At 38.3% G+C, this 26,769-nt stretch carries 28 protein-coding genes and 1 pseudogene; 8 read left to right on the top strand and 21 right to left on the bottom strand.

The window, feature by feature from the left end:
* Positions 1-158 precede the first annotated feature (158 nt).
* The 3 genes from J0J35_RS02305 to J0J35_RS02295 all read left to right on the top strand — a co-directional run bounded on the left by J0J35_RS02305 (position 159) and on the right by J0J35_RS02295 (position 2,358).
* Positions 159-803: a CatA-like O-acetyltransferase gene (locus tag J0J35_RS02305; protein ID WP_019293174.1), complete on the top strand. Its 645-nt coding sequence runs from the start codon at positions 159-161 to the stop codon at positions 801-803.
* Between the two features lie 73 nt (positions 804-876).
* Positions 877-1,755 (top strand): phosphoesterase, encoded by an 879-nt coding sequence (locus tag J0J35_RS02300; RefSeq protein ID WP_242534039.1) that lies wholly within the window; start codon positions 877-879, stop codon positions 1,753-1,755.
* 72 nt (positions 1,756-1,827) lie between these two features.
* Entirely contained in the window at positions 1,828-2,358 is a 531-nt protein-coding gene (locus tag J0J35_RS02295) for a DUF402 domain-containing protein (RefSeq protein ID WP_004258003.1), read from the top strand.
* A gap of 21 nt (positions 2,359-2,379) precedes the next feature.
* Here the strand turns inward: J0J35_RS02295 and J0J35_RS02290 are convergent, their stop codons facing one another.
* Positions 2,380-4,020 carry an ABC transporter permease gene (locus tag J0J35_RS02290; RefSeq protein ID WP_206917492.1) on the bottom strand — a complete coding sequence of 547 codons (1,641 nt, stop codon included), beginning with the start codon at positions 4,018-4,020 and terminating at the stop codon, positions 2,380-2,382.
* 12 nt (positions 4,021-4,032) lie between these two features.
* Positions 4,033-4,911: an ABC transporter ATP-binding protein gene (locus J0J35_RS02285; protein ID WP_165719533.1), complete on the bottom strand. Its 879-nt coding sequence runs from the start codon at positions 4,909-4,911 to the stop codon at positions 4,033-4,035.
* A gap of 133 nt (positions 4,912-5,044) precedes the next feature.
* Between J0J35_RS02285 and J0J35_RS02280 the strand changes: the two genes are divergently transcribed.
* Positions 5,045-5,611, top strand: coding sequence for a TetR/AcrR family transcriptional regulator (locus J0J35_RS02280; protein WP_019291875.1), 567 nt, complete (start codon positions 5,045-5,047; stop codon positions 5,609-5,611).
* Here the strand turns inward: J0J35_RS02280 and whiA are convergent.
* From whiA to J0J35_RS02245, 7 genes are all read right to left on the bottom strand, one after another.
* On the bottom strand, positions 5,608-6,528 hold the full coding sequence (gene whiA / locus J0J35_RS02275; protein WP_019291876.1) for a DNA-binding protein WhiA: 921 nt from the start codon (positions 6,526-6,528) through the stop codon (positions 5,608-5,610). The genes J0J35_RS02280 and whiA overlap by 4 nt on opposite strands.
* A complete protein-coding gene (gene yvcK, locus J0J35_RS02270; RefSeq protein WP_019291877.1) occupies positions 6,525-7,511 on the bottom strand; it encodes a YvcK family protein in 987 nt (328 codons plus the stop codon). The genes whiA and yvcK overlap by 4 nt, the downstream gene beginning before the upstream one ends.
* Positions 7,508-8,398, bottom strand: coding sequence for an RNase adapter RapZ (gene rapZ, locus J0J35_RS02265; protein WP_019291878.1), 891 nt, complete (start codon positions 8,396-8,398; stop codon positions 7,508-7,510). The genes yvcK and rapZ overlap by 4 nt, the downstream gene beginning before the upstream one ends.
* A gap of 44 nt (positions 8,399-8,442) precedes the next feature.
* On the bottom strand, positions 8,443-9,888 hold the full coding sequence (cls, locus tag J0J35_RS02260) for a cardiolipin synthase (RefSeq protein WP_206917491.1): 1,446 nt from the start codon (positions 9,886-9,888) through the stop codon (positions 8,443-8,445).
* 308 nt (positions 9,889-10,196) lie between these two features.
* On the bottom strand, positions 10,197-11,690 hold the full coding sequence (gene lsa(D) / locus J0J35_RS02255; RefSeq protein WP_019291880.1) for an ABC-F type ribosomal protection protein Lsa(D): 1,494 nt from the start codon (positions 11,688-11,690) through the stop codon (positions 10,197-10,199).
* A 53-nt stretch (positions 11,691-11,743) separates the two neighbouring features.
* Positions 11,744-11,905 (bottom strand): hypothetical protein, encoded by a 162-nt coding sequence (locus tag J0J35_RS02250; RefSeq protein ID WP_019291881.1) that lies wholly within the window; start codon positions 11,903-11,905, stop codon positions 11,744-11,746.
* A 279-nt stretch (positions 11,906-12,184) separates the two neighbouring features.
* Positions 12,185-13,519: an amino acid permease gene (locus J0J35_RS02245; protein ID WP_019291882.1), complete on the bottom strand. Its 1,335-nt coding sequence runs from the start codon at positions 13,517-13,519 to the stop codon at positions 12,185-12,187.
* A 479-nt stretch (positions 13,520-13,998) separates the two neighbouring features.
* Between J0J35_RS02245 and J0J35_RS02240 the strand changes: the two genes are divergently transcribed.
* Both J0J35_RS02240 and J0J35_RS02235 read left to right on the top strand, forming a co-directional pair.
* Entirely contained in the window at positions 13,999-14,808 is an 810-nt protein-coding gene (locus J0J35_RS02240) for a Cof-type HAD-IIB family hydrolase (RefSeq protein WP_019335346.1), read from the top strand.
* Positions 14,805-15,728: a LacI family DNA-binding transcriptional regulator gene (locus J0J35_RS02235; protein ID WP_017369743.1), complete on the top strand. Its 924-nt coding sequence runs from the start codon at positions 14,805-14,807 to the stop codon at positions 15,726-15,728. Before J0J35_RS02240 ends, J0J35_RS02235 begins: the two co-directional genes overlap by 4 nt.
* A gap of 45 nt (positions 15,729-15,773) precedes the next feature.
* On the opposite strand, the gene J0J35_RS02230 is transcribed toward J0J35_RS02235, so the two are convergent.
* From J0J35_RS02230 to J0J35_RS02220, 3 genes are read right to left on the bottom strand one after another with little or no spacing between them, the layout of a single operon-like run.
* Positions 15,774-16,547, bottom strand: a complete 774-nt coding sequence (locus J0J35_RS02230; protein ID WP_206917490.1) for a DUF1295 domain-containing protein — start codon at positions 16,545-16,547, stop codon at positions 15,774-15,776.
* Positions 16,544-18,337 carry a DAK2 domain-containing protein gene (locus tag J0J35_RS02225; RefSeq protein WP_206917489.1) on the bottom strand — a complete coding sequence of 598 codons (1,794 nt, stop codon included), beginning with the start codon at positions 18,335-18,337 and terminating at the stop codon, positions 16,544-16,546. Before J0J35_RS02225 ends, J0J35_RS02230 begins: the two co-directional genes overlap by 4 nt.
* 12 nt (positions 18,338-18,349) lie before the next feature.
* Complete coding sequence (locus tag J0J35_RS02220) at positions 18,350-18,745, bottom strand: DUF2177 family protein (protein ID WP_206917488.1); 396 nt, start codon at positions 18,743-18,745, stop codon at positions 18,350-18,352.
* A 203-nt stretch (positions 18,746-18,948) separates the two neighbouring features.
* Between J0J35_RS02220 and J0J35_RS02215 the strand changes: the two genes are divergently transcribed.
* Entirely contained in the window at positions 18,949-20,106 is a 1,158-nt protein-coding gene (locus tag J0J35_RS02215) for a DUF998 domain-containing protein (RefSeq protein WP_206917486.1), read from the top strand.
* A gap of 33 nt (positions 20,107-20,139) precedes the next feature.
* Here the strand turns inward: J0J35_RS02215 and J0J35_RS02210 are convergent, their stop codons facing one another.
* The 4 genes from J0J35_RS02210 to J0J35_RS02195 are packed head-to-tail and all read right to left on the bottom strand — an operon-like array spanning position 20,140 to position 21,713.
* The gene (locus J0J35_RS02210) at positions 20,140-20,652 is read right to left on the bottom strand and encodes an Asp23/Gls24 family envelope stress response protein (RefSeq protein ID WP_019291888.1); all 513 of its coding nucleotides are present in this window, start codon (positions 20,650-20,652) and stop codon (positions 20,140-20,142) included.
* A gap of 31 nt (positions 20,653-20,683) precedes the next feature.
* Positions 20,684-20,869, bottom strand: coding sequence for a DUF2273 domain-containing protein (locus J0J35_RS02205; RefSeq protein ID WP_019291889.1), 186 nt, complete (start codon positions 20,867-20,869; stop codon positions 20,684-20,686).
* A gap of 11 nt (positions 20,870-20,880) precedes the next feature.
* Positions 20,881-21,438 carry an alkaline shock response membrane anchor protein AmaP gene (amaP, locus tag J0J35_RS02200; protein ID WP_019293188.1) on the bottom strand — a complete coding sequence of 186 codons (558 nt, stop codon included), beginning with the start codon at positions 21,436-21,438 and terminating at the stop codon, positions 20,881-20,883.
* A gap of 32 nt (positions 21,439-21,470) precedes the next feature.
* Positions 21,471-21,713 carry a GlsB/YeaQ/YmgE family stress response membrane protein gene (locus J0J35_RS02195; protein WP_017369751.1) on the bottom strand — a complete coding sequence of 81 codons (243 nt, stop codon included), beginning with the start codon at positions 21,711-21,713 and terminating at the stop codon, positions 21,471-21,473.
* Positions 21,714-21,917: 204 nt separating this feature from the next.
* Here J0J35_RS02195 and J0J35_RS02190 point away from each other — a divergent pair, with 204 nt between their 5' ends.
* A complete protein-coding gene (locus J0J35_RS02190) occupies positions 21,918-22,463 on the top strand; it encodes a hypothetical protein (RefSeq protein WP_019291892.1) in 546 nt (181 codons plus the stop codon).
* A gap of 71 nt (positions 22,464-22,534) precedes the next feature.
* Here the strand turns inward: J0J35_RS02190 and J0J35_RS02185 are convergent, their stop codons facing one another.
* The 5 genes and pseudogenes from J0J35_RS02185 to tagD all read right to left on the bottom strand — a co-directional run bounded on the left by J0J35_RS02185 (position 22,535) and on the right by tagD (position 26,758).
* A complete protein-coding gene (locus J0J35_RS02185) occupies positions 22,535-23,650 on the bottom strand; it encodes a CDP-glycerol glycerophosphotransferase family protein (protein ID WP_206917482.1) in 1,116 nt (371 codons plus the stop codon).
* 45 nt (positions 23,651-23,695) lie between these two features.
* Positions 23,696-24,640, bottom strand: coding sequence for an LCP family protein (locus tag J0J35_RS02180; protein WP_206917479.1), 945 nt, complete (start codon positions 24,638-24,640; stop codon positions 23,696-23,698).
* A 44-nt stretch (positions 24,641-24,684) separates the two neighbouring features.
* A pseudogene (locus J0J35_RS02175) lies at positions 24,685-25,884 on the bottom strand (CDP-glycerol glycerophosphotransferase family protein).
* A 20-nt stretch (positions 25,885-25,904) separates the two neighbouring features.
* Positions 25,905-26,327: a hypothetical protein gene (locus J0J35_RS02170; RefSeq protein WP_206917476.1), complete on the bottom strand. Its 423-nt coding sequence runs from the start codon at positions 26,325-26,327 to the stop codon at positions 25,905-25,907.
* A complete protein-coding gene (gene tagD, locus J0J35_RS02165) occupies positions 26,324-26,758 on the bottom strand; it encodes a glycerol-3-phosphate cytidylyltransferase (protein ID WP_206917473.1) in 435 nt (144 codons plus the stop codon). Before tagD ends, J0J35_RS02170 begins: the two co-directional genes overlap by 4 nt.
* Positions 26,759-26,769 lie beyond the last annotated feature (11 nt).

The raw sequence follows: 26,769 nt of genomic DNA, 5'->3' as shown, positions 1-26,769 counted from the left end.
AGCCCCAAGAAAAGAAAGCGCGACCATTTTATCTCCACACAAAATAAAAAAATACTTTTAATTTAGCTGACAGCTGGATAAGTCCTTCAAAATTATAGAAATCTATGATACACTCTAAGGAAGTACTCGCTTGTAATAGTGATTTTTGAGGAGAAACAATGAATTTTAAATATCTTGACATGGCTTCCTATAATCGGCTTTCACATTTTGAATATTTTAAAAGTCTCGCTCAACCTTATGTTGGAGTGACCGTGAACGTAAATATTACACAACTTCTTGCAACGATAAAAGAGAATAAGTTACCATTTTTCTTGACCATCTGTTACTGTGTGTCACAAGCAGCAAACGGTGTTTCAGAATTTAAGCAACGTATCGTTGAAGATAAAATTATAGAATTTGATAACTGTCAGACTTCACACACAGTTTCCTTAGATGATGGAACCTATACTTACTGCAATCTTGATTATACACCTGATTTTGCTGCATTTTTGAGCTATGCCGTGGAAGAGCAAGAAAAAGCTAAAACCATACGCTCAATCGATGAGGAAGCAGAGGATACTTTAAATAAATTATTTATCTCCACGCTCCCATGGTTCTCTTTCACTTCTATGATTAATCCAACACCAGTTCCTGCGGACAGCAATCCAAGAATCACCTGGGGAAAGTATTTTGAACAAAACAATGAACTGTTGCTTCCCCTTTCGGTTCTTGCTAACCACGCCCTTGTGGATGGAGCACACATCGCAGCATTTTATACCTTGTTGGATGAGGCAATTGAAAAATTAGTCCAAAATTATCAATAAATAAAAAACTCCTGTAGTCTTTTTTCGGTCAACACAATTAGAACTTGACTTGCGCTTCTGTTATAATTTAACTATGAAAAAATTAGCACTGCTTTCAGATTTGCATCTGGATGTTAATCAATTTACAGATACTGAAATTCAAGTTTTTATTGATACGCTACAAGAGCAATCTGTGACAGACTTGCACTTTGCAGGCGACATGTCCAACGACTATAAAAAAATTACGGCACCTTTTTTTAATCAATTATCAAAGTGTTTCGATATCAGCCATAATCTTGGCAATCACGATATGGTACATTTATCCGAAAAAGAAATTAATGCACAGGATTTTTCACTTAAGTATTTCGGTGATACACTTTTGATTAGTTTTCATGGTTGGTATGATTATTCTTTCACTCAAGATTACTCGAAGGAAAAACTTTTAGCCTTTAAGAATAGTTTTTACTTTGATCGTAAAATTCATCGTGATTATAGCGATGCTCTCACAACACAGCATACTCTTAACAGCCTTAAACGTATCTTGGAAAATCTAGATTTTTCTGGCCGTATCATCATTGCCATGCATTTTGTTCCACACAAAGCTTTTTCCATTAATACAGCTTATAAAAAATTTGAGCGCTTCAATGCTTATCTTGGTTCCCAAGCTTTCCATGAGCTGTTTATTCAGTTTCCGCAAATTACGGACGTGGTCTTTGGACACGCACATCATCGTATTTCTGCTCAATCTATTGATGGAATCATGTATCATTCCCGCCCCTTAGGTTACACTTACGAGTGGCAAATGGTTAGCGATTTTCTGCAAGATTATCCTGAATATCAAATCGAAGAACACTATCATTTGCGTAAAAGATATCAGGCGATTAGATCACTTGATAGCTGGCAAAATTATCGTGAACAGAATCTGTCAAAGGAGTTTCTTAGTAGCTTAAGTTTTTTTGAACTGCCAACCTAAGTTCAGAAACTTTTTGAATATTATGCTATAATAATAAGCGAGAACTTTGAATTTTGGAAAGTTGGTGAAGCCTTGAATCTTCCGAAAGAAGGCGACCTTGTCACGATTCAAAGCTATAAACATGATGGCAGTTTACATCGTACCTGGCGAGATACGATGATACTGAAAACAAATGAAAATTCAATTATTGGTGTAAATGACCACACACTTGTAACCGAGTCAGACGACCGTCGTTGGGTCACACGTGAACCTGCAATCGTTTATTTCCACAAAAAGTTTTGGTTTAACATCATTGCTATGATTCGTGAGGAAGGCGTCAGCTACTACTGCAACCTTGCGAGCCCCTTTGTTTTAGACAATGAGGCGCTGAAATACATCGACTACGATCTCGATGTAAAAGTATTTAAAGATGGCGAGAAAAAACTCTTGGATGTTGAAGAATATGAACGTCACAGAAGACAAATGAACTACTCTCCTGAAATTGACCATATTTTGAAAGAAAATGTAAAAATTCTTGTTGATTGGATAAATAATGAACGCGGACCTTTCTCCAAAGAGTATGTTGACATTTGGTACAATCGCTATCATCAATTAAAAAAATAGTCCATCTGGACTATTTTTTATTTAATCACCAATCAAGTCACGCTGGCGATAAGCAACCATTCCAAGTAGAGAAAAAGATACTGCTAAAGCAAATATGAGTACAAAATTACCCCAGTTCATCGTTTCGACCGGAAGCCTTGAAATATGGTGGAAAATATTAAAATTATTTAACCAAGCCGGGAGATTCAATATGTTGCCAATATAACTCATGAAGAACGCAAAGCCAAGATAACCCCAAATCAAAGCACTCAAACGTGGAACCAAGGCTATGAGCAAGCCTAAAATGCCCAGAACAAAGAAAACTCCAACTGTCCAAGACATCCCCACAGCAGCTACTTTAGCAAAGCTAAATGCATTGGCGTTATTAGCTTGAGCCAGATAGATACCAAGTACAACTGCAAATTGAGCAAGAGCCCCCAATATCCAAGAGATAATCATATAGGTTGCATAAACTTTATAACGGCTAATCGGCATAGCATAAAGCTGTTCTTGACGATTTTTTCGTTCTTCTGTTACCAGCCGCATGAGGGAAGTGACCGCAAAACAAGCAACCATTACCGCACAAATCATAAAGATTGTCGACATAAAACTTTCAATCATCGCTTTACTTACTGCCTTGCTGGCTTCATTTGCCAGATGAGGGTCAATATTAAAGAGTTTGGATATAGTTGGACTAGATTCAACAAAGCCACCGATTTGGTCAATCATAGATCCATAAGTGATACCTAGAACAAAAAGTCCCAAAATCCATCCGATACTGGCTGTACGTTGTTGCCTCAGCGTAAGTCCTGTAAAACTAAGCAAGATTTTCGAAGCATGGTCCTTACCGTTTATCTCTGGAATATAACCTGCATTGACATCTCGTCTAATCTCAAGGAAATAAGCTAGAACGAGAAGGACAAGGCTTAATCCCAATGCTAACAAGATGGGAAGCCAATGATTCTTAACATAAGGGTCGGTCAGATATGACCAACTCAAGGGATTCCAATAGCCCCAATTTACATTTTGTGTATCTGTTCCCATACGAATAAGATAGAGCAAGCCAAGGAAGCCAAAAGTGGCACCTTTAGCACTATCTGAGTCGGAAAAGATTTGCGCAAAAACAAGTGCGAATAAGCCCCACATTAAACTTTGAGCACCTATAGCAGAGGTAAACAAGAGATTTACGCTAAAAGAAGTCATGCCCGGAATATTTTGCAACTGAATTGAAATCGCCAAAACCACAGTAATCAAGATTTGTAAAACAAAGAGTTCAATAACGACAGCTGTAGTATTGGCTAGCTTTCCCACTTGAAAAGAACGGAAAACTTCAGCAATTCCATCCTCTTCTTCTTTACGCGTTCGATTGACAACGTAGATAACAGAAACAACAGCAAATGTTATTGCTGTAATTAAAGGCATGGTCGTGCCATAAGCTGCTGCTGCGGTAAAATCCTTTCCTTGAGTGACCGTCATAGGACCGAATAATGCCGTCATAGCTGGTCCTTGAAAAACATTAAACATAGTTTCTCTTTGACTGTCAGTCTGCATGATAAGCTCAAATTTACCCACTCCTGATGCTGCAAAAGCCAACACACCGGCTATCCAAAAGACCAGCTTTAACCAATCTCTCTTGAGCAAGGCCTTCACCATACTGAAGGTTTTATTTAATGGTTTATCCATAATGTCCACCTCCTACTCATAATGATGCATGAAGAGCTCTTCTAAAGTTGGCGGTGTAGACTCTAACTTCTTCACCCCATACTTAAGTAAGGTTTTTAAGATAACATCTGTTTTATCCGAATCCACTTGAAAAACAGCCTTGTTACCATTGAGATGTAAATCATGTACGCCCTCTAATCCACGCAACTCTTCTGGCGCTTGATGAGTTTCGACTTTAAAAGTATCACGTGTCAAATGACGTAAATCATCAAGTGAGCCTGTCTCAACGATTTCTCCTTTTCGAATTACAGCAACACGATCTGCTAGACGTTCGACTTCAGATAAGATATGGCTGGACAAAATAATGGCTTTCCCTGCTTTTTTGAGGCGCTGGACTTCAGCTTGGAAAACCGATTCCATCAAGGGATCCAAACCACTGGTTGGCTCGTCAAATATATAAAGTTCAGCATCCGTGGCTAAGGCAGCAATTAAGGCAATCTTCTGACGGTTTCCTTTGGAATAGCTACGCGCCTTTTTCTTGGGATCAAGTTCAAACTTCTTGATAAGTTCATCACGTTTTTTTAAATCTGCATGACCATGTAGCTTCAAGAAAAGGTCAATAATCTCGCCCCCAGAAAGATTGGGCCAAAGATATACATCGCCAGGCACATAAGCAATTTTCTTATGAATCCCAATGGCATCTGTCCACACATCTTTACCAAATATTGTGGCTGAACCTCCACTCTTTTTAATAATCCCCAGCAAAACACGAATCGTTGTTGATTTTCCTGAACCATTGGGACCAATATAGCCCAAAACTTCTCCGGCATTTACATCTAATGTAACATTCTTCAAAGCTTGAAATTTACCAAAATTTTTCTGCAAGTTTTTTATTTCAACAATCTTTTGCATTGCTTTTCCTCCTCACTCCATAAATAATATGTACTATTTTTACTTTTATAGTTCATATTGTACTATTTTAGTTGAAAGAGTACAAACGAAAAGATATAATACATATAAAGTATTCTTTTGTGGAGGCGAGAAAATGAATCAAACAGAAAAAAAGAAAAAAGCCATTCTTGAAGTGACTTCTAACCTACTACGAGAACGCTTAATTTCAGATATTTCTATGGATGAAATTGCTCAACTGGCACAGGTCTCTAAGGTCACAATTTTTAAATATTACAAGAATAAAAATAACTTGATGAATATCGTTATACGAAATGCACTTAATTTTATGATTGAGGAAATTCAACACTTGGTAAACACGAAGGAAAATTTTCGTGAGACTTTTCGCCAGGTTTCGCGTTTTAAAATAAAACAGATCCATATGATGACGGATATTTTTTTGCAAAACATGATGAATCAATACGCTACTGATCCTAACTTCTTTGATACAGATATGCGACATATTCAACATCTTGTTTATCAAAAACTCTTTCAAAAAGGGCGTGCAGAAGGACAAATTTCTCCTGATTACACGGATGAGGATCTGATTCTTTTTATCGATATTATGAGTGAAGGAATGAAAACAATCCCTTTGGAAAGGGCACTGAAGCGCCCTGAGATTCTTACTGAAATGTTTTTAAATGCACTAAAAAAAGCGGATTAATTTCCGCTTTTTTTTATTTCTTCAGCTAAGGATGTCAATTTTCGTAACCGGTGATTCACACCTGATTTACCCAACGGTGGATCCAAAAGTTGCCCTAATTCTTTGATGGTCGCTTCAGGGTGAGCAATCCGAGCATGAGCAACCTCTGTAAGTGCAGGCGGCAAATTTTCCAGCTCTTTCTTCTCTGCCAAATATTTAACTGCCGATATTACATCTTGTGCTGCCGACACTGATTTGTTTATATTTGCCGATTCAAAGTTGGATTGACGGTTTGCCAAGCCACGCATTTCACGCATTATTTTTGCATCTTCAAATTTTAAACGTGCCTTCATCGCTCCAATTAAGGTCAAAAAGTCCATGATTTCCTCTGCTTTAGATAAATAAAGGATATAGCGATTCTTCCGCGCAATGACACGCGCATCAAATCCGAAATTATTAAAAATATCTTTTAAGTCTTCAGCATGTTCCTGATACACACTAGAAATAGACAACTGATAATCGCCTTTTTCTGGATTATGCATCGAACCACTTGATAAAAAAGCCCCCCGCATATAATCTTCTTGTGCTTGTTGGTCATACTTCACTGACTCAGGAATACCTGAATCCAAAAACATCAGCGAATCCGACAGTTGCAGTTCATTGAGCAACTCATTAACTTTATCTTCAATAAAAACGGTGTACACTCTATTTTTGGAAAGTGTTGTTTTCTGATGCACCCGAATTTCAGCACGTATTTGATAAATTTCAAGGAGCATCTGATAGATATACTTTGCGGTAGCTGCATTTTCAGTAGACAAAGACAAGGTCAAACCTCCAGAAATACCCAGAGATCCATTCATGCGTATTAAAGCGAGTAAAGTTCCTCGACTTGCTTTTTGACTCGTGAGCTCTTTTTTTATTTCACTCGTAAAACTCATTCTTTTTTTCTCTCACAACGTGCACTGATACCCATGATTTCTGAAGCAATGGCATCACCATTATGGAAGGCTCCTCCATTAACCAACTGTAAGAAATCATTTGAAATAATGTTAACTTCTTCATCTTTGAGTGCTTTAAAGTCATGAACAACTTGGACCAAATACTCATCGAATTCATTTGAATTCATATACTCTTCTGGCACTTCCGCACTATTTACAAGTACGGTATCAATCACACGAGTGCCTAAATGTTCATGGATAACACGCACATGATCTGCATCACTAAAGTGCTCAGTTTCCCCGCGTTGTGTCATGATATTGCAGACATAAATGATACGAGCTTTTGTTTTAAGTAAGGCTTCACCAATTTCTGGGATGACTATATTTGGTAAGATTGAAGTAAAGAGGGAGCCAGGCCCTAAAACGATCGTATCTGCTTCCATTATAGATTGCACCACCTTTTTAGAGGCGCGTGGGCTCTGGCCTGTGTTTGTCTCCGTCAAATAAACATGATGAATCAAGCCATCATAATCAGCAATTTTACTTTCACCTTCAACTTCGTGCCCATCATTAAAAACAGCATGCAAGGTCAGTGCCACATCACTGGAAGGATAAACATTGCCACGCACGTGGAAAAATCGTGCTAAAGTTTGTACTGCTTGATAAGTTGAACCTTGCATCTCACCAATCGCAGCGATAATCAAGTTACCTAAGGGATGTCCAGCAAGTTCTCCATCGCTTGCATCAAAACGATATTGCAGAATATCTGCATAAAATTTGGGCATATCGCTCATGGCAATAAGAACATTCCGCAAGTCTCCTGGCGGAGCAATATTAATTGCTGAACGCAGGCGACCCGAAGAACCACCATCATCTGCTACTGTTACAATTGCGGAAAGATCGATATTTTCTTGTCGCAAAGACTTCAAAATGACGGGAATTCCAGTCCCGCCTCCTATAACTACTACTTTTGATTTGCTCATGATCGATTAACCGTTTCTTTCCGTCTATCCTTATCTCTGTGGCTAGTATTTAAATGCCAGTCTTCTTTAAGAAGTGCTTTGGATACGCGTTCAGCAAATGCGACAGAGCGGTGTTGCCCACCAGTACAGCCAAAAGCAATTGTCAATACAGATTTTCCTTCTTTTTGGTAAGCAGGAATAATCGGCAAGAGCATGTTCATTAAATTTTTATAAAATGCTTCAGAAGCTTCTTGATTCATGACATAGTTGAAGACTTCTTTATCTTGCCCTGTTTTATCACGAAGCTCTGGAATGTAGTGTGGATTTGGTAGAAAACGCACATCAAAGACTAAGTCTGCATCCATAGGCAAACCGTACTTAAAGCCAAAGGAAACAACTTCGATACGAAATGGAGCTTCTTTTGTTTCTGAAAAGCGCTCAAGAATACGAGCCCGCAAATTACGTGGTGTGAGCTCACTTGTATCGATTACAACTTCAGCCAAGGACTTCAAATCCGAGAGAATTTCGCGCTCTTGCGTAATCCCATCCAATACACGTCCATCAATAGCGAGCGGATGTGAGCGACGTGTTTCTTTATATCGTGCAACCAATTCAACATCACTTGCATCAAGGAATAAAAGTTTAAAATTCACTTCTGGTAGATTTGAGAGTTCTGCAACGATACCACGTAAACGGTCAAAGAAGATACGTGAGCGCATGTCAACAACCATTGCAACTTTGTTTATTTTACTGTCGGGTGTATTGAGAAGCTCAACAAATTTTTCAATTAAGTTAGGTGGCATATTGTCAACGGCAAAGTAGCCCATATCTTCAAAAGATTGAATGGCTACAGTTTTACCTGCACCTGACATCCCGGTAATAATGACAATATTCAGTTTGTTATCCATGTTTTTCTCCTCTTTCTTATTGTATAAATAGGATCATTTTTTGTTTAAAGCATTGGACTAATGAGCCTTGCAAGCCCTTCTTTGAAGCGAATGCTTGTGCTTCGCTCTTCATATATCTCCATGGTCAATCGCTTGCTGACTTCAAGGTCTTTCTTAAAGTCTTCCCGTAATTTTTGCGAAATATCATAATCGTAAAGGACCATATTTCCCTCAAAACAAAGTTGCAGACTTCGATTGTCGAAGTTTGCTGATCCTACAGATGCATACTCCCCATCGATAATGAGCGTTTTAGAATGTACAAAGCCCTTCTCATAAGTATAAACCTTTGCTCCCATCTTAAGCAAGTCAGCTGCATAATAATAGGTCGCCCAATAAACCAATGGATGATCCGGTTTGTTAGGAATCATGAGCCGAACTTCCACCCCAGATAAAAGGGCTAATTTTAAAGATTCGTGCAGGGCATCATCGGGCACGTAATAGGGTGTTTGAATAATGATTTCACGTTCTGCACTGTTTATCATCTTCATATAGGTCATTTTTATTTGCGCTTTGACTTCGTCTGGACCAGAGGTCACAAACTGTGTAATGATCCGATCTTCTTCTAAGGCTGCTGGGAAGTACTCTTCTGCTTCTGATATTTCAAACTTATGCTGACTGTTCCAATCCATAATAAAGCGATTCTGCAACGAGTACACAACATCGCCTGTTAAACGGAGATGGGTATCTCGCCAGTAGCCAAATTTAGCCGTTTCTGTTGCATATTCGTCTCCCACATTGAAACCACCTGTGTAACCAATTTGACCATCGATAACGACAATCTTACGGTGTAGGCGATAATTTGTTCGCGGATTGATGAGGGATAAAATCAGTGGAAAGAAATAGGACACTTCTCCACCAGCTTTCGTCAATTCATCAAACTCACGGATTTTTGTCTTATTGCTTCCCCAAGCATCAATGAGTACTTTCACTTCAACACCGCGCTTTACAGCTGCAGTAAGAGCATTCGTAAGTTCCCTTCCCAGATGATCCATCCGAAAAATGTAATACTCTAAATGGATGTGATGTTGGGCATTATGAATATCATCAAGCAGTGCATCAAACTTTGCACGACCATCTGTAAAGATTTTCACTCCGGTATTTGCTGAAATAACGGCTTTTTCTTCAACAAAAAGCATATGAATCAGCTGTGTGATACCATGATTTCTCGTTATTTTTTTTATAAATCCCTCTTCGTTATACACTCTCCAAGTACGTTTCAATTGCTCTTCAAATCCTACACGAAAGGCACGCTGCACCTTAAAAATACGATAGTGTGCAATGCCACGACCAACTAAGATATATAAAATAAAGCCAAAGACAGGTAGAAGATTGACCACAAAGAGCCAAGCCCATGTTGTTGAAGTGCTTTTTCGCTCGCGAAAAATGATGGTCAATGATAAAAAGAAGTTTAGGACAAAAATAGATAGTTCAACAATGGCAAGAATCCCCAAAATAAAACTCCTTTTTCTAAAATTATTCTTATCTAATTATAGCAAATTAAGGACTGTTTCGCTTTTATTTTAGGTAATAATGCTTTTCGTAGAGTTTTTATTCAAAAAAAGTAAAAACGCCCGCTTCACCAACGGACGTTCTTACTTTTGTAAACATTTTATAGGAAAGTTTGCTCTTGGATAGAGAGCAGTGTCTTTAAAATAACGCGCACGTAAAACGCTTTCATTCTTTCGACTTCTTTAGTATACAGGAATAAAAGGAACATGTCAAGAAATCTCTAAATTTTTTCAAATAAAAAAGCAGTGTGCTAAACGCTGCTTTTTACGAGTTCGATTTGGATATCTGCTACTTGATCAACAAAATACTGATCGTGCTCAATGACGAGCATGCTGGGCTTGCTGTTCTTTATCATTTGAATGATTTGCTCTTGATTAAAAACATCAAGATAGTTGAGCGGCTCATCCCAAAGATAAATGTGCGCTGGCTGACTTAAGGCGCGAGCGAGTTCGACTTTACGCTGCTGTCCTTGACTCATATTTTCGATTTTTTGCTCAAAAACTTTGCGCTCTACGCCTAACTTGCGCAAATTGTTGAGGAAAAGTTCTAATTCTAAGTTTTCTTCTTTAGCAAATTCATTTAGGAAACCTTTGTTATCGGCAAGCTGCCTTACTTCGGAAATGACCAAGTTATGAGCCAACTCAAATGAACCAGCATAACGTCCATTAAAGTCTCCTGTGAGGACTTTCATTAGAGAAGATTTTCCTCGACCGTTTTCTCCTGTTAGGGCAATTACTTGGCCTTGCTCAAGTGTAAAAGACACAGGTTCAAAAAGAAAGACTTCAAAGCCAGCCGTTAAATTATCCACTGTCAGTAAGCGTTTTTGATGGCTCTCTAAGACACTCATTTCCAAGCCAGGTACTTCTTCCCAATTTTTTAGAAGTAGTTCCTTGTCAGCGATATCCTCTTTCATGCGCTTTTCGAGATTTTTAGACTTTTGCATCATATTTGCTGCTTTTCGTCCAATAAAACCTTTATCAACACGTTTGGTTTCTGAATCAAATCCTCGCTTCTTACGGGATTTTGTTGCTTCTAAATTGCGTGACCACGCTTCTTTTTCACGCGCTGTTTGCTTCAATCTACCGATTTCTTTCTTGAGTTTATCGTCTTGCGCCTTTTCCGTTAGATCGCGCAAACGTTTTTCCTCCTCGTAGACAGCAAAATTACCTGCATACACTTGTAAATCCGCACGTTCTATCGCCATTGTATGATCCGTTGTTTTATTAAGAAATTGACGATCATGTGAGATTAAAATATAGCCTTTCTTTTCTGCCAAATAGGCAGCAATTTTCTCACGTGATGCCTTGTCAAGATGGTTGGTTGGTTCATCTATGAGCGGATAATTGTGTTCATCCAAGAATAGAACTGCTAGCAGCATCTTTGTCTGCTCTCCACCAGAAAGACTATTGAAAGGACGCCATAAAGTGTCTAAGTCAACCCCCATTAATGTTAATTCACGTTCTAGTTTCCACTGCTCAAAGTCAGCTAATTCCTGCAAGACAAATAAGGTCAGCTGCTCTTTATCATTAATCGTCTGAGGAAAATAAACAAAGCTCTTATTTGTCTTTATGTCAATGTGTGCTTCCACTTCTCCGAGAAGGATTTTTAAAAGTGTAGTTTTCCCCCTCCCGTTACGGCCAACTAATCCCAGCTTCCATTGATCATCAATATTAATACTTACATTATCAAAAATAAGCTGATCGGTATAGCCAAATGTTAAATGATTTATTTTAATGTTCGACATTTTTCTCCTATTCTAAAAGCTTATATGCTTTTTAAACCACACTGTTCTCATTTTTAGCTAAAACCTATCGTATAATGCTGCGAACTTGTGTGGGCTTTTGTTGCATGTTTAAGGCCTTTTGCCTGTATTTTCTTACCTGTTTGAACAGGTATTTTTTTCTGTGCTGCTTTAATTTTCTCTAATCGAGCTTGCATCTCTTTCTGTTTTTTATTCAAAATAAAAACTCCTTTTCTCTATTTTCGCATCCACAAAAATAGAGAAAAGGAGTTCAAAATAAGCCCAAAAAGGTCTTTATTTTTGAAAGTCTATTTCTATAAATCATGAATGCGAAAAAACATCTGCGGTCTTTCTTGCAGAACCGCTTTTAACGTTTTTTCAATTTTCATGACTTATAATTTCAATAGACCTTACCTCGCTTTTATTATTAAGATAAGTTTATCAAAACAAAAAAATACTGTCAAGAAAAATACTTGACAGTTTATTGTTTCATTTATTTACTCTTCTTTTTTACGATAGCTTAAAAGGCTAAGAAGGCAGACGACTAAGGCAAATACAGAAATTCCCCACGGATTTGAAATCACAACATTGTAGCCCACAATAAGCAGTACAATTAAAGTAAGGATGGAAACCGTCTTGACAAACCAACCACCAAGTCCTGTTTTAAAATAGAAAATAATCGCCGCAATCAAGAGCATCATCCATACAATAAGAATCGTATAAGAGATTGATCCTGCAAGATAGACAAAAAGATTATCGCCAAAAATAAAGGAGAGAATAGCTCCGATAAAGAGCATGCCTGAGCAAAAGATAATTGCTGCGACAGGGATTTGTTTCTTCGAGAGTCTACCTAGCGTTTGTCCGATTGGACCCTTCGCATCTTTGGCCCGTGAATAAACCGAACGTGATGTGGCATAAATAGCCGAGTTAATAACAGAAAAGAGAGCTAAAATAATAACAAAGTTAACAATCAAAGCTGCCCCTGGAATCCCAAGTTTTTCAAAAATTAAGACAAACGGGCTTTCTTTTGTTGTACTCAAAAACTTCCATGAGTAGAGCTCCACAAAGATAAACATTGGAATAACATAGAAAGAGAAAATACGGATAATAACTCCTCGAATCGCTCTTGGTATAGCTTTCTTAGGATTTTCTACTTCTGCAACCGTCAAGGCGATAAGTTCTGATCCACCATAAGAATAAAGAACGATAAGCATGGAATTAAACACTCCCTGCATGCCATTGGGCATAAATCCGCCATAAGTATTCATTCTTCCAAGGCCGTCACTAAGGCCGAGATGGAAAACTTGAGTAGCGACTAAATAAAGTCCCACAACAATCAAAATAAGAATGACAATAATTTTTGTCCAAGCCAGCCAATACTCTGTTTCTGCAAAGACACGTACTGAATAAAGATTTAGCCCCAAGGTAATAATAGCTACTATAAGTACAAAAATCCACGATGGAATTTGGGGGAGCCAAACTCCTAAAAATTGAGCAATGGCTGCTGATTCTGCTACCATAACAGCCATCCATAAGGACCAATAAACCCAGTCTGTAAAGTGGGCAAATCTTTTTCCCACATAAGGGGAGATGAGCCCTGCTAAACCAACAGTGTTCTCTTTTTGATGAATGATTATTTGGCCAACACCATGCATCACGACATATAAAATTACGCCAGCTAAAAGATAAGCAATCATTACCGCTGGACCAGCGGCTTGGATGGCGTTACTGGAACCAGCAAATAAGCCCGCTCCAATGGCGCCACCAAGTGATAGCATAATCACATGTCTCGTCTTCATTGAAGACTTCAGTTCTTGATTAGAATTTTCCAAGTAAAATCCCTCATTTCTATTTTTTTTTTGCTTCTTTAGTTTTTTATAAAAAAGGTAAAGCCCTGCTTGGATCACGATAGATTAACTTTAATGGTTTAACAAAAACTAAAGAGCGGTTAAATTCAAAAAGAAAAAGCCGGGTAATTTACCCGGCTTTTTATCACGGGCACAGATACTTTTTGAGAATACTCAAAAGTTGTATCTATGCCAAGCATAAACACAACTTATCTGCGCCAAAAGAAATAGACTGTCAATGGAAGTGTTTTGCTCATGTGATTTTCTCCTTTATGAATTTAAAACTTATTATACGTAAAAATATTTTAAATTGCAAGAATTTATACAGAATTATGTGAAAATTTATGAAATTCCAGTTTTTCTCCTCAATTTATCTTCCAAATCGGAAAAGCATATCGCTTGACATGGAACGCGTTTCATAAATTACAATGAAAGCATCAAAAAAACATAAAGGAGATTTAACGATGATTAAACACATTTTTACAGACATGGATGGGACACTTCTCGATACACGTGGCAGCCTTTCTGATACAAATCGCTGGTCAGTCTGCTTGAGTGATATCCCCGTTAGCCTTGTTTCCGCACGAAGCCCGATTGAGATGGGCCCTATATTGAATAAACTTCAGCTAAAGACACCACAGATCGCTTTCAACGGAAATCTAACTTTTACTCAAAATGATTTTGGGATTCAAGTGATTGAAAAGCACACCTTACCGGCTGATATTGTTTCCGCTCTTTTGGATTACTTCTCTTCAAATTTTCCAAATGTAAGCCTCAGCTGGTACAGCTTGGCACATTGGTACATTAAGAAACAGGACAAGGGAGTTTTCTTCCAAAAAGCCCTTACTGGAGCTGAACCACGTATTAAAGCATTTGACGGACAATCTGAAATCTACAAAATTATGCTGATGTCTTTCAACCCTGAAGAAATGCTACAAATTGAACAAGCTTTAAAAGAGCTGGATATTCCTGATATCCATGTGACTCGTTCCACAGTACATACTTTAGAGATTACATCTGCTGAAAAAACTAAGGCTGATGCTGCGGAAGCTATTTTGGAAGAAAAGGAAATTAACTTTGAGGAAATTGCTGCAATCGGTGATGGACATAACGATATTCCGCTCTTGAAGGTTGCCGGTCTTCCTATCGCAGTAGATAATGCTAGCGAAGAAGTGAAAGCCCATGTTAAAATAGTGGTAGCTAAAAATACAGATCACGGTGTAACTGAGGCGCTCTCAGCTATTCGTGAAATCAACGAACAGGTAACCTTATGACATCTCTTTCTGATATTGCCAAACTTACTGGATACTCCAAAGCCACCGTTTCTCGTGTGCTTTCTGGTAATGGCTATGCCTCTCAACACACGCGTGAAGAAATCTTGAAAACTGCTGCCGAATTAGACTATGCGACAAATGCGATTGCTCAAGAATTGGCATATGGAGCTACACATAATATCGGTGTTGTACTTCCTTATATCAAGTCACCCTTTTTCAGCAAAATTTTAGAAGGAATCCTTGAGAAAAGCTTTGAAACAGGATATAAAATTATTATTCTCCCCTCAAACTATAATCAGGATTTAGAAATTGAATATCTAGAAAAATTACGTAAAAAGGCCTTTGAAGCCATCATTTTCACTTCACGTCAAGTACCTGAAGAGACGATTCTTAAATATCAGAAATATGGTCCTATCGTGCTCTGCTACAAACCTGAAAATTCAGGGATTCCAGCAACCTATGCAAATCGAATCCCTGCTTATCGTGAAGCCTTTGAATGGCTCAAGGAGCAACACTGTTCAAATATTGGCTTTCTCTTATCCAGAGGTAAAAGTCCAACAATCTCAACTACTCTACAGGCTTACAAGGATGTTTACCAACTTGAAGCAAGACCAGAGCAGATCAAATCAGGCCTTATCTCATCTGAGGATGCTTATCGCTTTGCTCCACAATTGACACAATTTGACGGAATTTTTGCTAATTCCGACGAAATTGCGGCCAATGTCTGGCGTTGGTTTGAAGAGCAAGGACTTCCTAAACCGATTATTGTAGGACAAGAACGTTTGCTCGCTGGACAATTGCTCAAATTACCCACCATTGACAACCATTGCCGTCAAGTCGGGCGGATGGCTTTTGAGCAGGCTGTTTCAAAAGCAAATAAACAGACCTCTGTTAACTCTGAGTTTATCCTTGAACGTTAACTGAGGCGTGACATAAAAATCCCAAGAAATTTATCTTGGGATTTTTTACAGTCCTTTCTTGCCGATGAAAGGGAAAAATTTAGGGGTGACTTGTGCATATGCTTGAAAATCTTTGCGCGCTTTGTATTTCCTTTCAAGTAATGGGACTCCAGAAACAAATAAGAGTAAACCAGTGATTAAAAGTGGACTCACGATCAACCAAAGATCAGAAATGTCTGTAAAAGCGATCAAGAAGATGCCCCACCAACATGCAGCTTCTCCAAAATAATTCGGATGTCGTGTCACTGACCACAAGCCGCTGGTCAGTAATTTTCCTTTGTTTTCTTTATGCTTCTTAAACTGTTCCAGTTGCCAATCACCTATTACTTCAAAAACAAAACCTATCAGCCAAACCACTACTCCAAGAATTTGCCACCAGAAAATTTGACTTTCCGGGCGGTGATTGCTTTGCATGATTGGCAGCGCAAGAATAAAAAGTAAAAGGTACTGAACCATAAAGACGGAGAAAAAAGCCTTTAGTTTTGGCGCGTGACTCCCCCATCTGCGGCGCATGTTTGTATAGCGATAATCTTCGGGTTTGTTCCAATTGCGTCGGGCTAAATGAACGAATAACCTCACACCCCAAAGCCCAACCAAAACCAAAATTGCTCTATTTTGCATGGTTATTTGAGTATTGAAGAAATAGCTTAAACACGCTGTTAAAACAAAACCTCCGCCCCATGCTATATCGATTAATCCGTAGTTTTTCTTCTGGTCTGCTACTTTAAACCAGCAAATAAAATAAACAAGCAAAACCCCTAAAACTATTCCATAAATCATAACTGCTCCTTTGTAATTCCAGCGACAGCGATACTTCCCGCTCCCGCAGAGATAGCAATGGCAGATGAACTCTCAATCACCTTATAATCATTGCCTGTTTTTTCTTTTAATATTTTCTGCCAATCTTCTATATCATCTTGGCCCAAGACATGAGTCAGAGCAATATCTTCAATCTGTCCACTTTTTGCTAAGGATTGGATTTTTTTGAGTATTTTTTTCATACTTTGCTTCTGACTTAAGGAAGCACCGATGAGTTTCCCATTGCCCGTTTTGTCTAGACTAATTATTGGATGAAGTGAGAGTTTTTGAGCTATTGCTCCCAAAGACTGAGGAATTCTTCCTGACTGTATCATCGGAGATAAGTCAGCTACTGCCACATAGATGAAGATTCTTTCACGTAGCTGCTGGATTTCTTGCACAAGCTGTCGGATAGGAACTTTCCTCTCCGCAAGTTGGGCTGCCCGTTGTACAAGTAAACCTTGAGCAACAGAGTTTAATCGTGAATCAATGAGATGAATCCAGTTTTTCGAATAATTTTTTTCTTTGATACGTTGCTCAATCAACTGATATGTGCCACTAAGTTGTGACGCTACCGTGATAACAAGCACATGTTCATACTTACCTTCCAAAAAAGAGAAAAGCGCATCAATCGTTTGGATGCTTGGCTGTGAAGTACCCATCTTAAGATTTTCATCTGCTTTTTCTTTGATGAGTTGTGCATTAATTGTCAACTTGTCTAGAAAATTTTGGTCTCCCACAGTGACATTTACAGGTAAAACATGCACTTGATGTGCAAGCACGAATTCTTGAGGTAAATCAGCAATAGAATCTGTAACAATCGCTATTGGAGCTAACATTTGTTGAGAAATTTCGTACTGTAGGCGCATATCGTCTACTTTTTGGTAGATAATTTGTCCGTATTTTTCTAGCTTTGCCAAGACCTTTTGAGGCTCATTAGTGTGCATATGGAGTTTTAACTGTTTAGCATTTCCTGCAGTAACCATTGAATCGCCCTTTTCTTGCAGTACTTCTCGTAATTGAAGTTCAGAGATTTGGGGTGCTTTGATGATAAATTCGGAACAGTATCTGTAACGCGGTACTTCAGCTATGATATGATTTACCGAAAGTTCTTTAACCCTCTCTAGACCGTCATCTGCCTCTTCATCCCCAACTTTTAAAACTCTACCACAGTAAAAGTCTGTAAAACCAAGGATAAAATAATAAAAACCTTTCGCCCCTGCATCTACCAACTTATTTTTCCGTAACAAAGACATTTGAAATTGCGTAGCATTTAGTGCTTCTTGTGCTTCTGCTTTTGCTTCTAACAAGGCCTCTTCAAAGGAGTGATTCAATCTATAATTTTTTTCCAGTGTAATAGACCATGCACGCATTACTGTTAAAATAGTCCCTTCCTTAGGATCTATTAACGAACTATAAGCTTTGTTTACAGCTTGTTCTAAAGCTTCCACAAAACTTTCAAAATTCGTTTCTGCTTTCTGGTAGTTCTCAGCCACAGCACTTAAATATTGGGCAAAAATGATTCCTGAATTTCCTCGAGCACCAATAAGTGCAGCTGCTGATATCTCATCTAAAAGAATATCCATAGGATAATTTTTCATCGGCACATTGTCAATAATAGCTTGCATTAGTGAGGCAAGATTACTACCTGTATCTCCATCTGCCACAGGGAAAACATTTATTTTATTCAGCTCTTCTTTCTGAAGGATTACTTTTTCCGCCCCAGCTCTAAAACTCTGCAACAAGCGATAATTTTCATTTTTTTCTCCCACTTCTTTCTCCTTCTAAAGCTTTTCAGCAATTATATAAGTGAGTGTTGCACTAAGGGAAGTCACAAAACTCCCCCAAATAATATCAACAATTGTAATTTTCAATGGCCAATCGCTCAATGTCGCAAGATTTGTCAAATCATATGTGGCATAACATACTGCTCCAAAAAAAGCTCCAGCTAAAAGAACATAAGAAAGGCTTTCTTTTTCTTGTCCAGGTACCAAAACAAAAAATACAAGTGCAGCCACATAAATAAGATAAAAAATGACGGCAGGCAAAAGTTTGGTTTGCCCCATCAGATGACCAATGTATGGTTGATAAAATTTTTTATTTGCAAAGATTAACCATAAACTATCCAAAATAAGGAAAATTACTGCATTGATTAAAAACAACTTTAAAAATTGAAACATCTTATACCCCTTTTCCACTTCGTATCCTACTTGGCAACCGATTTCATTTCATTAATTTTAACACTTCTCTTTTAAATTAGCGAAAAACTTAACTCAAATCTTTCAATTCAGAAAATTTTCATTTCTTAAATGAATCGGAGAAGTTAAATCGTCAAAATATTGATATAATAATAAGAATAGGAGTTAAAAAATGGAGAAGATAAATGAAAAAAATAATTGAAATTCCGGATGATGTTGCGGATAAATTTGAGCAACAAAACTATAAAATGTCAGTCGAGCAAAACCAGATTGTCTTAAAAAGTGACGTTGATCAGCTTGATGCACAAAATTTTTCGTTACACTATATGCTTATTCCCAGTTTATTAAGTTTAGTTATCTCGCTACTTACTTTCTTTTTAAGTGGTCATTCTCAGATTAATTTTACGGGCGGGCGGTATCATTCTGTCGCTGGAATCAGCATGCTGTGTGCGACAATTATTGGCTTTGCAACCTTCCTTTGGGTTTATGCCAAGCAAAATACCTCACCACAAAAACGCATGCTTAGCCGTATAAGAGAACTTGTCACAATCAGCCTTGCCTATACCTTGATTGTTTTTGCGATTCAAGCATTAATTTGGTACATTTTGGGGATGACCTTTGTCGGAGTAACTCTCGATCGCTTCACAGCTTCTTTTGTAGCTGCTCTCTTTTCAGCTATTGTTTTTTACTTTTTGATTCTTTTTGCAGCCTGTGTTAAAATTTCTCATCTGATTATCTTATTGTTTATTACCTTTATTGGTGGTATTTTCCTTTCCATGGCCACTAATGGTCAAAATGGCTGGTGGCAATACAACTTTAGCTTTTTAGGAACAGGTGAAGCTAAAAATCAGTGGCAATTTAATTTTACGATGATTTTTTCTGCTTTGATGCTATTAACGATCACTGATTATTTATTTATGGATTTTCAAAAAAGCGACTTGTACAATTTCAAAGTCAAAATTGTTCAAGCTTTCTACTATGTCATTGCTCTGTTTATTGCTGGTGTAGGTATTTTCCCCGCTCAATCATGGACAATGACCTTTCACAATGCCTCTGCGTATGGTATTGTTTTGTGCATTATTATCTTGATAGTATTAAGTAAATATCTGTTACCCCAAATTTCGAAAGAATTTCTCAGCATGTCAGCTATTGTTTTCGTCGCTCTTGTTACTTCAGCAATTTTATTTCTGAAAGTTCATTATCTGTCTCTGACGGTTTTCGAGATTATTGCCTTTGCAATTTCCTTTACATGGTTGGTTCTGATGATTAATGCTCTCCAAAAAATGCTTCATGAGTCGAGTATCTATCAAGTCAAAGTTGTCCAACTAAAGGAAGAGATTTAATAAAAAAAATAAGGAGAAAATCTCCTTATTTTTTTATTTTACACGTGGTTCATCATCATCGCTGACTTTGTCTTTCACTTGATCAACTTTTTCCGAAGTAAATCGTCCTGTTGATTTTGCGGCATCGCCTACTTTATCTTGAAGGCTTTGTTCATCTTGTTTTTGTTGTTCTTTCGTTTTAACATCGATAACATCTACGTTAACTTCTACAACTTCAAGGTCTGTCATGCCTTTAACTTCTTTTGAAACAACTTCTTTTATATTTTTATAAATGTCAGGAACATATTTCTTATATTCAGCTACGATTTTAAGATCAACCGCAACTTGTTGTTTACCAACTTCGACACCTACACCAGAAGTTACATCGTCCGTATTTACGAGTTTTCCTGTGAGATTAGACAGGAAGCCACCATCAACTGCAAGCAAGCCGTCTACTTTTTCCAAGGCAAGTCCTACGATTTTTTGAATCACTTTATCTTCATAAGTTAAAGTTCCACTTACTGCATCAACTGAGTTATCCAAAGTTTTTTTGTTTTCTTGTACCATAGCTTCTCCTTTTTATTTATAAATTATTTAATTATTTTTTACCTATTTTATCAATATATCCTGTACGTTCGAGATAGAAACCAATATAACTACCAAGCGCGATGAGTAAAAACAGTAAGAGCATCTTCCAAAAACCAATTGTAAAGATACAGATAGCGATGATTGCTCCAATTGCCCCACCTATAATTGGATATTGATATTCTTCTAAAAGATTCATCTAACCTCCAATCATAACACACGTGAACTGCTTTTACTCTTTGGTGTTACAGCGTTCACTTTTATTTTCAAACTTAAGTGATGATTTACCCCGAGAAACTCTTTCAAGCCCTTACGAATTTCTTCTTCAATAAGCAAAGCCTTTTCTGAAATTTGCACACGAGGTATAATCTCACCTTTAATCGCAATTTTAATCTTATTTTTACCTAGCAAAGTATCGATTTTCGGATCTTTAATATAACCATTTTCTCTGAGCGTTTCTCGCACAAAGCCTTCAATCGCAGATTTTTTAAGAAGCAGTTCTCCTCTACCTTCTCCTAAGACAAAGCCTGTATATCTTCTTGGATAGAAGATAATGACAAGTAAAAGAATGAGTAAGAGAATTCCTAAAATACCTGTTGCAAACAAGAAATATGTAGGCAAGTAAGGTCCAATATAAGGGACCTGCGCCATATCTGTAATTGGTTGGACTATATTAAATTTCCCGAGTGTGTAAAGAAACAGTGGTAGGATGATTGTAATAAGAAATAAATCAACTAAAATTAGAATAAATTTTTTTCCTTTTGACACATTTCCTCCTCCCGTTTTACTGCAGCTACTGTTTAATCGCCCATTTTACTTAAGAAGAAAGAAACAACAGCTACCACGATAACGGCACCGATAATGGAAGGTATAAGCGCCATACCAGCTAAACTAGGGCCCCATGATCCCAGTAAAGCTTGACCAACAGCAGAACCCACGAGACCCGCTAAGATATTAGCAATCCATCCCATAGACTTCCCTTTGCTTGTGATTGCACCCGCAATCACCCCGATAATTGCACCAACGATTAATGACCAAATCATAAAGCACCTCTTTCTTTCTATTTATTATTTTTTCTATATAATAATTCTAACAAAGTTAAAAAACGCTTACAAATTATTCGACTTATCTTTTTTAGATGAGAGTTTTTTCTTCATTAACTTTTAATTTATAGATAATTAATCAGGTTTTTGAGAGACAATATGTTATACTGGAAGAAAGAAAAGGAATTTTAAGGAGTCTTACATATGAAAAAATTTAAATTATCATTACTTTTAGTTAGTTCATTAGCTGCTGTCTTGCTACTGACAGCTTGCAGCAATACAACTAGCGCAAAGAAAGACACATCTTCTGAACCTTCTAGCTCTGTTAAAAGCTCAAGTGAAAGTACAAGTAAAGCCAGCAGTTCAGAAACAACAACTACAACATCTGAGAGCTCAGATGCCAGTTCAACTTCAGATTCCACAACAGCTACTTCTGAAGCCCCAGCTACATCTGAACAACCGTCTGAGCCTGCAACATCAGAAAGTTCCGATCAAGGATGGGTCGATAACTCAAATAATCCAGTAGAAAATAACGGTGCAGGTGGTCATAGTCCTCAGGCTGACCCTAATGCAACACCATCTAGCTCTGAAACAACTCCCAACGGACGTGCTTGGGTCTTGGTTTATGTAGATAAAGCAGGCAACAAGCATGAGTCAACAGTTTCAACATCATACAAGGAACTTCAAGACAAAGCGAATGCTCTCCTCGCTTCAGGTGAAGCAACATCTTATTACTTCATTCAAAAATAAGGATAAAAGTAAAAAAATAAGCCATTTAGCTCTAGTCTCTAGTCTAATGGCTTTTTTTATGTAAATTTTATCTACAAGCTCTGGTTCATAATTGCTTCAATCAACTTAAGCACACGTTCTGTTGCTTTGCCATCGCCATAGTTATAGGTTTTCTTGAAAAAGAGAGCTCTTTCCTTTTGGTAGGATGTGCTATTCGTTGCCTGGAGCGCTTGGATGAGCTCACTTTCATTAAAAGTAACCTCACCGGGAAATTCTTGCAGGTAATCGATCGTCAAACCTGGTTTTTTAGAATAACTTTTATAGTCGGGCACATAAGCAATGATAGGTTTGTCAAAGACCATCCAATCCACTGCAATAGCCGAATAATCGGTAATCAAAACATCCGTAACACAAAAAATCGAGGAGATGGACTCTTCTTCAATAAAAAGCACATGAGGATTATTCTCATAAGCCGAACCCGAAATCAGTGGGTGCGCCTTGTAGATGAGGATATAGTCCTCACCCAAAGCTTGATGTACACGAGCTAAATCAATTTTAACTTCTTTAAAGTAAGTACTGATCCGCCCACGAAATGTTGGCGCATAGGTTATGACTTTTTTATTTGTCAAGATGGGATATTTTTCAAGAAGTCGTGCTTTGGTGTCTTGAACAAAATGTTCATTGAAGATTTTGTCATTGTTAGGAATACCTGTAACAAGGACGTTTTCTTCAGGAAGATTGAAAGCTTGGGCATATACTCCTTTGTAAAAGTCGGAGTTGGCTATAGCATAATCGTAGTTTTTAATTTCATAATCCCTTTGTACACAGTTGCCAAAGTTTTTTAGAGCTGCTGTGGCGTGCCAAATCTCTAGAACTTTGACTTCTTTACGATGGGGAAATTTAGAAATGACGAAGTTGTTATAGTCAATGATCACCAGTTTTGAACTTTGAAGGACGAAAAGTTGACGGATACAGGCAAAACTATACTGGAGTTGTCCTAAAAAAGTGGGCTGGAACTTGAAAAGCAAAGTTTTTATCTCGTACTCTTGCTTGGTGCTTAACTTATCATGCAAGATTTTGAAATCCTTGGACAGATTTTCATGCTCAAGTGAAATGAAAGTGACACGGTTTTGATGCACACGACAGAGAAAAGTGAAGGGATAGAAGAGTGCCAAAATGAAGGTTAACACGATGGATTTAAGTTTCATTAAGAGCTTCTCCTTCCTCTAGAAATTCTTTTCATTCTTGCTTATTTATTTTGTTAACTGCTCTTGAAGTAAATCGTGAATGCGGGTACGTTCTTCTTCTGACACAACTTGGAAACTTAAGTTATTGAGCATTTGTCCTTGCCCTTGCACAGACTCATGCACGACATTTCCAAAGGCCTGATTGTAGTTCAGTATAATCTTTTGAATCTGACTCCAGGTCACGTCCGTCTTGACATTACCACCCAAAGCCTCAAAAATCCCTTGATATGCTGTCAAACTTTGTGGCGACTTCATTTTTGCGAGAATAGCTGCAATGACTTTTTGTTGACGTTCATCTCTTCCATAAGTTCCTCTGACATCATCATGGCGCATACGTGTGAAGGCAAGAGCTTGCTTGCCATTCAAGTTATTTGCACCTTCGTGAAATTCCATATCGCCCACAGTAAAAGCAAAAGCAGAGTTGACTGTTACACCTCCCAGTGCATCGACTAAATGTTCAACACCACTAAAATTCATGGTTATATAATGGTCAATTTCGAGATGAAGCAATTGATTGACTGCTGCGATTGAGGCAGCTGCGCCTCCCTGGGTAAAGGCCGCATTAATCTTGTTAAACGCTGTAATTGAGCCATCCTCTACCTCGATAAAAGTATCTCGTGGAATGGAAACCATGGTTGTTTGCTTGGTTTGCGGGTTCAGCGTGACCACCATTAAGCTATCTGTTCTCCCGGACAAATCCTCATCACGTGAATCAAGTCCCATGATAAGAAAGGACAGCGGTCGACTTTCACTGATGGCTTGACTCGCTTCGGCTTGATCCTTGGAGCTTTCAAGTGGTGCATAAGTCTTATCAACATTTACTCTGGCCGTCTGGTAAAACACAGCAGCGAGAGCCGTTCCTGTTACTAGGAAAAGCCCTAGAATAATAAGTATCGCATTTCTCACAGGGTGCTTTTTCTTTGTCTTTTTCCTGCTTCTGTTCATCGTCATGTTTTCTCCTCTTTCTTTTTATGGCTCCTGTGAGCTCGAAAAAATCAACTTTCCTTGCACTCCATAAAAATTTTTTCGATAATTTTTAGGCTACTTGAACATTTTACCCACGGGTTAAAACGTTGGTTAAAGTCCGCTAAACGGGCATAATCAAAGTTGTTTTCTAAAAGTGCCGCAAGCAACTCTTTTTCAGTTTGTATCGGCTCACTCGGTAAATCTTTGTGTACATCCAAGTAAAATCCGCGCAAATGCTGGCTGTAAAGCTCCAAATCATACATATAGAAATAAATCGGACGCTTCAAGATAGCATAATCAAAGAAAACCGATGAATAATCCGTCACCAGCACATCGGCCATAAGATATGCTTCATGAATATCTAAAGTCGCTGGCAATGGATAGATGAAATCCTTCAACTCCTCGTCAATCCTGATGTGATTGGAAATCAAATAATGCGGCTTAAACAGGACCACATACTGCTCACCAAGCACTGCTTTCCAGTGTGCAAAGTCAAGCTGGAGCCGCATATGATATCCATCCAAACCATATGCATCATCGCGCCACGTCGGAGCATAAAGGATGACTTTTTTATCTAAAGGAAGCTGATAGTGCGCTTTGAGTTGTTCTATCTGCTCTGGCTTTGGTTGATACAGTATATCTGTCCGCGGATAAGGCATTTGAATCATCTTATCTGGCGGGAACTGGAAAGCACTGGCGAATTTATCGACAGTAAAAGGTGATGAAGCAATTAACCAATCCCAGTGTCTGCTGTCTTCTGCATAAGATTTCACCATTTGCTTGTGGGTCAAGTAAGCACGATAACGCTTGCCCGTATCCTCAATGTCATGCGCCAAACGCTTCAGCGGTGTCCCATGCCAAGTCTGTAAATAAACCTGATCTTCTGCCTTGTAATAATAAGGCGCCATCTTGGCATTAAAGACCCAGTACTTTGCTTTGGTCAGCGCTTTGTAATAAGCCAAGCTGTTAAATCTTACCACTTCAGCTCCTGCGACCGGACGCGGCTTCTTTAAAGCCCAAACCAGCTGGTAGTCTGCTTAAGCCGGATCAGCACGCAATGCTTCAAAGATAGCGCCCGGGCTGTCTCCCGTTGATTTACCGTTATAGCTGGCAAAAAGAATCATCTTGGCTTCACGCTTGATAAAAAGAGGCAATACACGCAAAAACACAGAAAGCAAGGCTTTCAAGATTAACCGTCTTAAATTCCCCAAAAAACTTACTGCTGTCATCTTGCTCCTTTTACTTTTCATTACTTCTTGCTTAAACTTCTAAGTACCTGCCGCAAACTGATATTACTGGAAAAATTTCCCGAAAGCTCCGTCATGATCTCCTGAAAGAGCGAAATATCATCAACCTGACGAAGCGCTTTGAGCAAGACATTAATGTCCGCATCAGGTTTTCCTAAAATGTGTGCCACATGAGCCAGCGCTCCCTGACTGACCTTTATCAGATTTGCCTTTTGAGGTAAAAACTCTACCTGAACAAATCTTTTTCTCTGAAAAAAGTAAATATCATCCTCAACCTTGAGATAGAGCTTCTGCGACTTCTTATCTTTAGGATAGTTGTGAGGTTGTGCTTTAAAGAGTTGGTCCATCTCCTGTAACAATCGCAAAAATTTTACAGGCTGAGCTGCCAGTTTGAATTTTGAAAGTAGGTCTTTGATGTCCTTCATTTACTTCCAGTATCCATGTTGGAAATGTACATCTTCCCTAAATCCTGCTTAATACTTGAAGAGGAAGTTTTGCCACGTGGAAAGTACATGATTTTCAGCTCAGGAAATTGTTCTTTCAAGAAGTCAAACTTCCCTTGCCAATCATCGCCCATCGCAAAAATATCCACCTCAAACATGTCAATATAGAGAACCTTGTCCTCCCAAGACTGTTCCGGAACCACAAGATCCACATAGCGGACAGACTCCAAAATATACTTGCGTGTCGCATATTCCTGATAAGCTTTCTTCCCTTTTTGGGCATTAAATTCGTCTGTCGAAAGCATGACGATCAGTTTATCACCAAGGTTCTTGGCATTGCGCAACATGTCCACATGACTTTCGTGGAGGATGTCGAAGGTGCCTGCGACGAGGATGCGTTTTTCTTTGTTCATTTTGTATTCTA

The sequence above is a fragment of the Lactococcus sp. LG606 genome, from assembly GCF_017309645.1.
Taxonomy (GTDB): Bacteria; Bacillota; Bacilli; order Lactobacillales; family Streptococcaceae; genus Lactococcus; species Lactococcus petauri.
This window is presented reverse-complemented; position numbering and strand designations above follow the sequence as displayed.

What these genes read in the sequence shown, in the direction of transcription:
- J0J35_RS02210 (WP_019291888.1), bottom strand. Translation starts at nt 20,652, where the DNA reads ATGGTACAAGAAAACAAAAAAACTTTGGATAACTCAGTTGATGCAGTA.
- J0J35_RS02290 (WP_206917492.1), bottom strand. Translation starts at nt 4,020, where the DNA reads ATGGATAAACCATTAAATAAAACCTTCAGTATGGTGAAGGCCTTGCTC.
- J0J35_RS02180 (WP_206917479.1), bottom strand. Translation starts at nt 24,640, where the DNA reads ATGACGATGAACAGAAGCAGGAAAAAGACAAAGAAAAAGCACCCTGTG.
- J0J35_RS02185 (WP_206917482.1), bottom strand. Translation starts at nt 23,650, where the DNA reads ATGAAACTTAAATCCATCGTGTTAACCTTCATTTTGGCACTCTTCTAT.
- J0J35_RS02220 (WP_206917488.1), bottom strand. Translation starts at nt 18,745, where the DNA reads ATGTTTCAATTTTTAAAGTTGTTTTTAATCAATGCAGTAATTTTCCTT.
- J0J35_RS02215 (WP_206917486.1), top strand. Translation starts at nt 18,949, where the DNA reads ATGAAAAAAATAATTGAAATTCCGGATGATGTTGCGGATAAATTTGAG.
- rapZ (WP_019291878.1), bottom strand. Translation starts at nt 8,398, where the DNA reads ATGGATAACAAACTGAATATTGTCATTATTACCGGGATGTCAGGTGCA.
- whiA (WP_019291876.1), bottom strand. Translation starts at nt 6,528, where the DNA reads ATGAGTTTTACGAGTGAAATAAAAAAAGAGCTCACGAGTCAAAAAGCA.
- J0J35_RS02190 (WP_019291892.1), top strand. Translation starts at nt 21,918, where the DNA reads ATGAAAAAATTTAAATTATCATTACTTTTAGTTAGTTCATTAGCTGCT.
- J0J35_RS02305 (WP_019293174.1), top strand. Translation starts at nt 159, where the DNA reads ATGAATTTTAAATATCTTGACATGGCTTCCTATAATCGGCTTTCACAT.
- J0J35_RS02240 (WP_019335346.1), top strand. Translation starts at nt 13,999, where the DNA reads ATGATTAAACACATTTTTACAGACATGGATGGGACACTTCTCGATACA.
- J0J35_RS02235 (WP_017369743.1), top strand. Translation starts at nt 14,805, where the DNA reads ATGACATCTCTTTCTGATATTGCCAAACTTACTGGATACTCCAAAGCC.
- tagD (WP_206917473.1), bottom strand. Translation starts at nt 26,758, where the DNA reads ATGAACAAAGAAAAACGCATCCTCGTCGCAGGCACCTTCGACATCCTC.
- J0J35_RS02195 (WP_017369751.1), bottom strand. Translation starts at nt 21,713, where the DNA reads ATGATTTGGTCATTAATCGTTGGTGCAATTATCGGGGTGATTGCGGGT.
- J0J35_RS02280 (WP_019291875.1), top strand. Translation starts at nt 5,045, where the DNA reads ATGAATCAAACAGAAAAAAAGAAAAAAGCCATTCTTGAAGTGACTTCT.
- J0J35_RS02205 (WP_019291889.1), bottom strand. Translation starts at nt 20,869, where the DNA reads ATGAATCTTTTAGAAGAATATCAATATCCAATTATAGGTGGGGCAATT.
- yvcK (WP_019291877.1), bottom strand. Translation starts at nt 7,511, where the DNA reads ATGAGCAAATCAAAAGTAGTAGTTATAGGAGGCGGGACTGGAATTCCC.
- J0J35_RS02285 (WP_165719533.1), bottom strand. Translation starts at nt 4,911, where the DNA reads ATGCAAAAGATTGTTGAAATAAAAAACTTGCAGAAAAATTTTGGTAAA.
- J0J35_RS02170 (WP_206917476.1), bottom strand. Translation starts at nt 26,327, where the DNA reads ATGAAGGACATCAAAGACCTACTTTCAAAATTCAAACTGGCAGCTCAG.
- J0J35_RS02300 (WP_242534039.1), top strand. Translation starts at nt 877, where the DNA reads ATGAAAAAATTAGCACTGCTTTCAGATTTGCATCTGGATGTTAATCAA.
- J0J35_RS02230 (WP_206917490.1), bottom strand. Translation starts at nt 16,547, where the DNA reads ATGATTTATGGAATAGTTTTAGGGGTTTTGCTTGTTTATTTTATTTGC.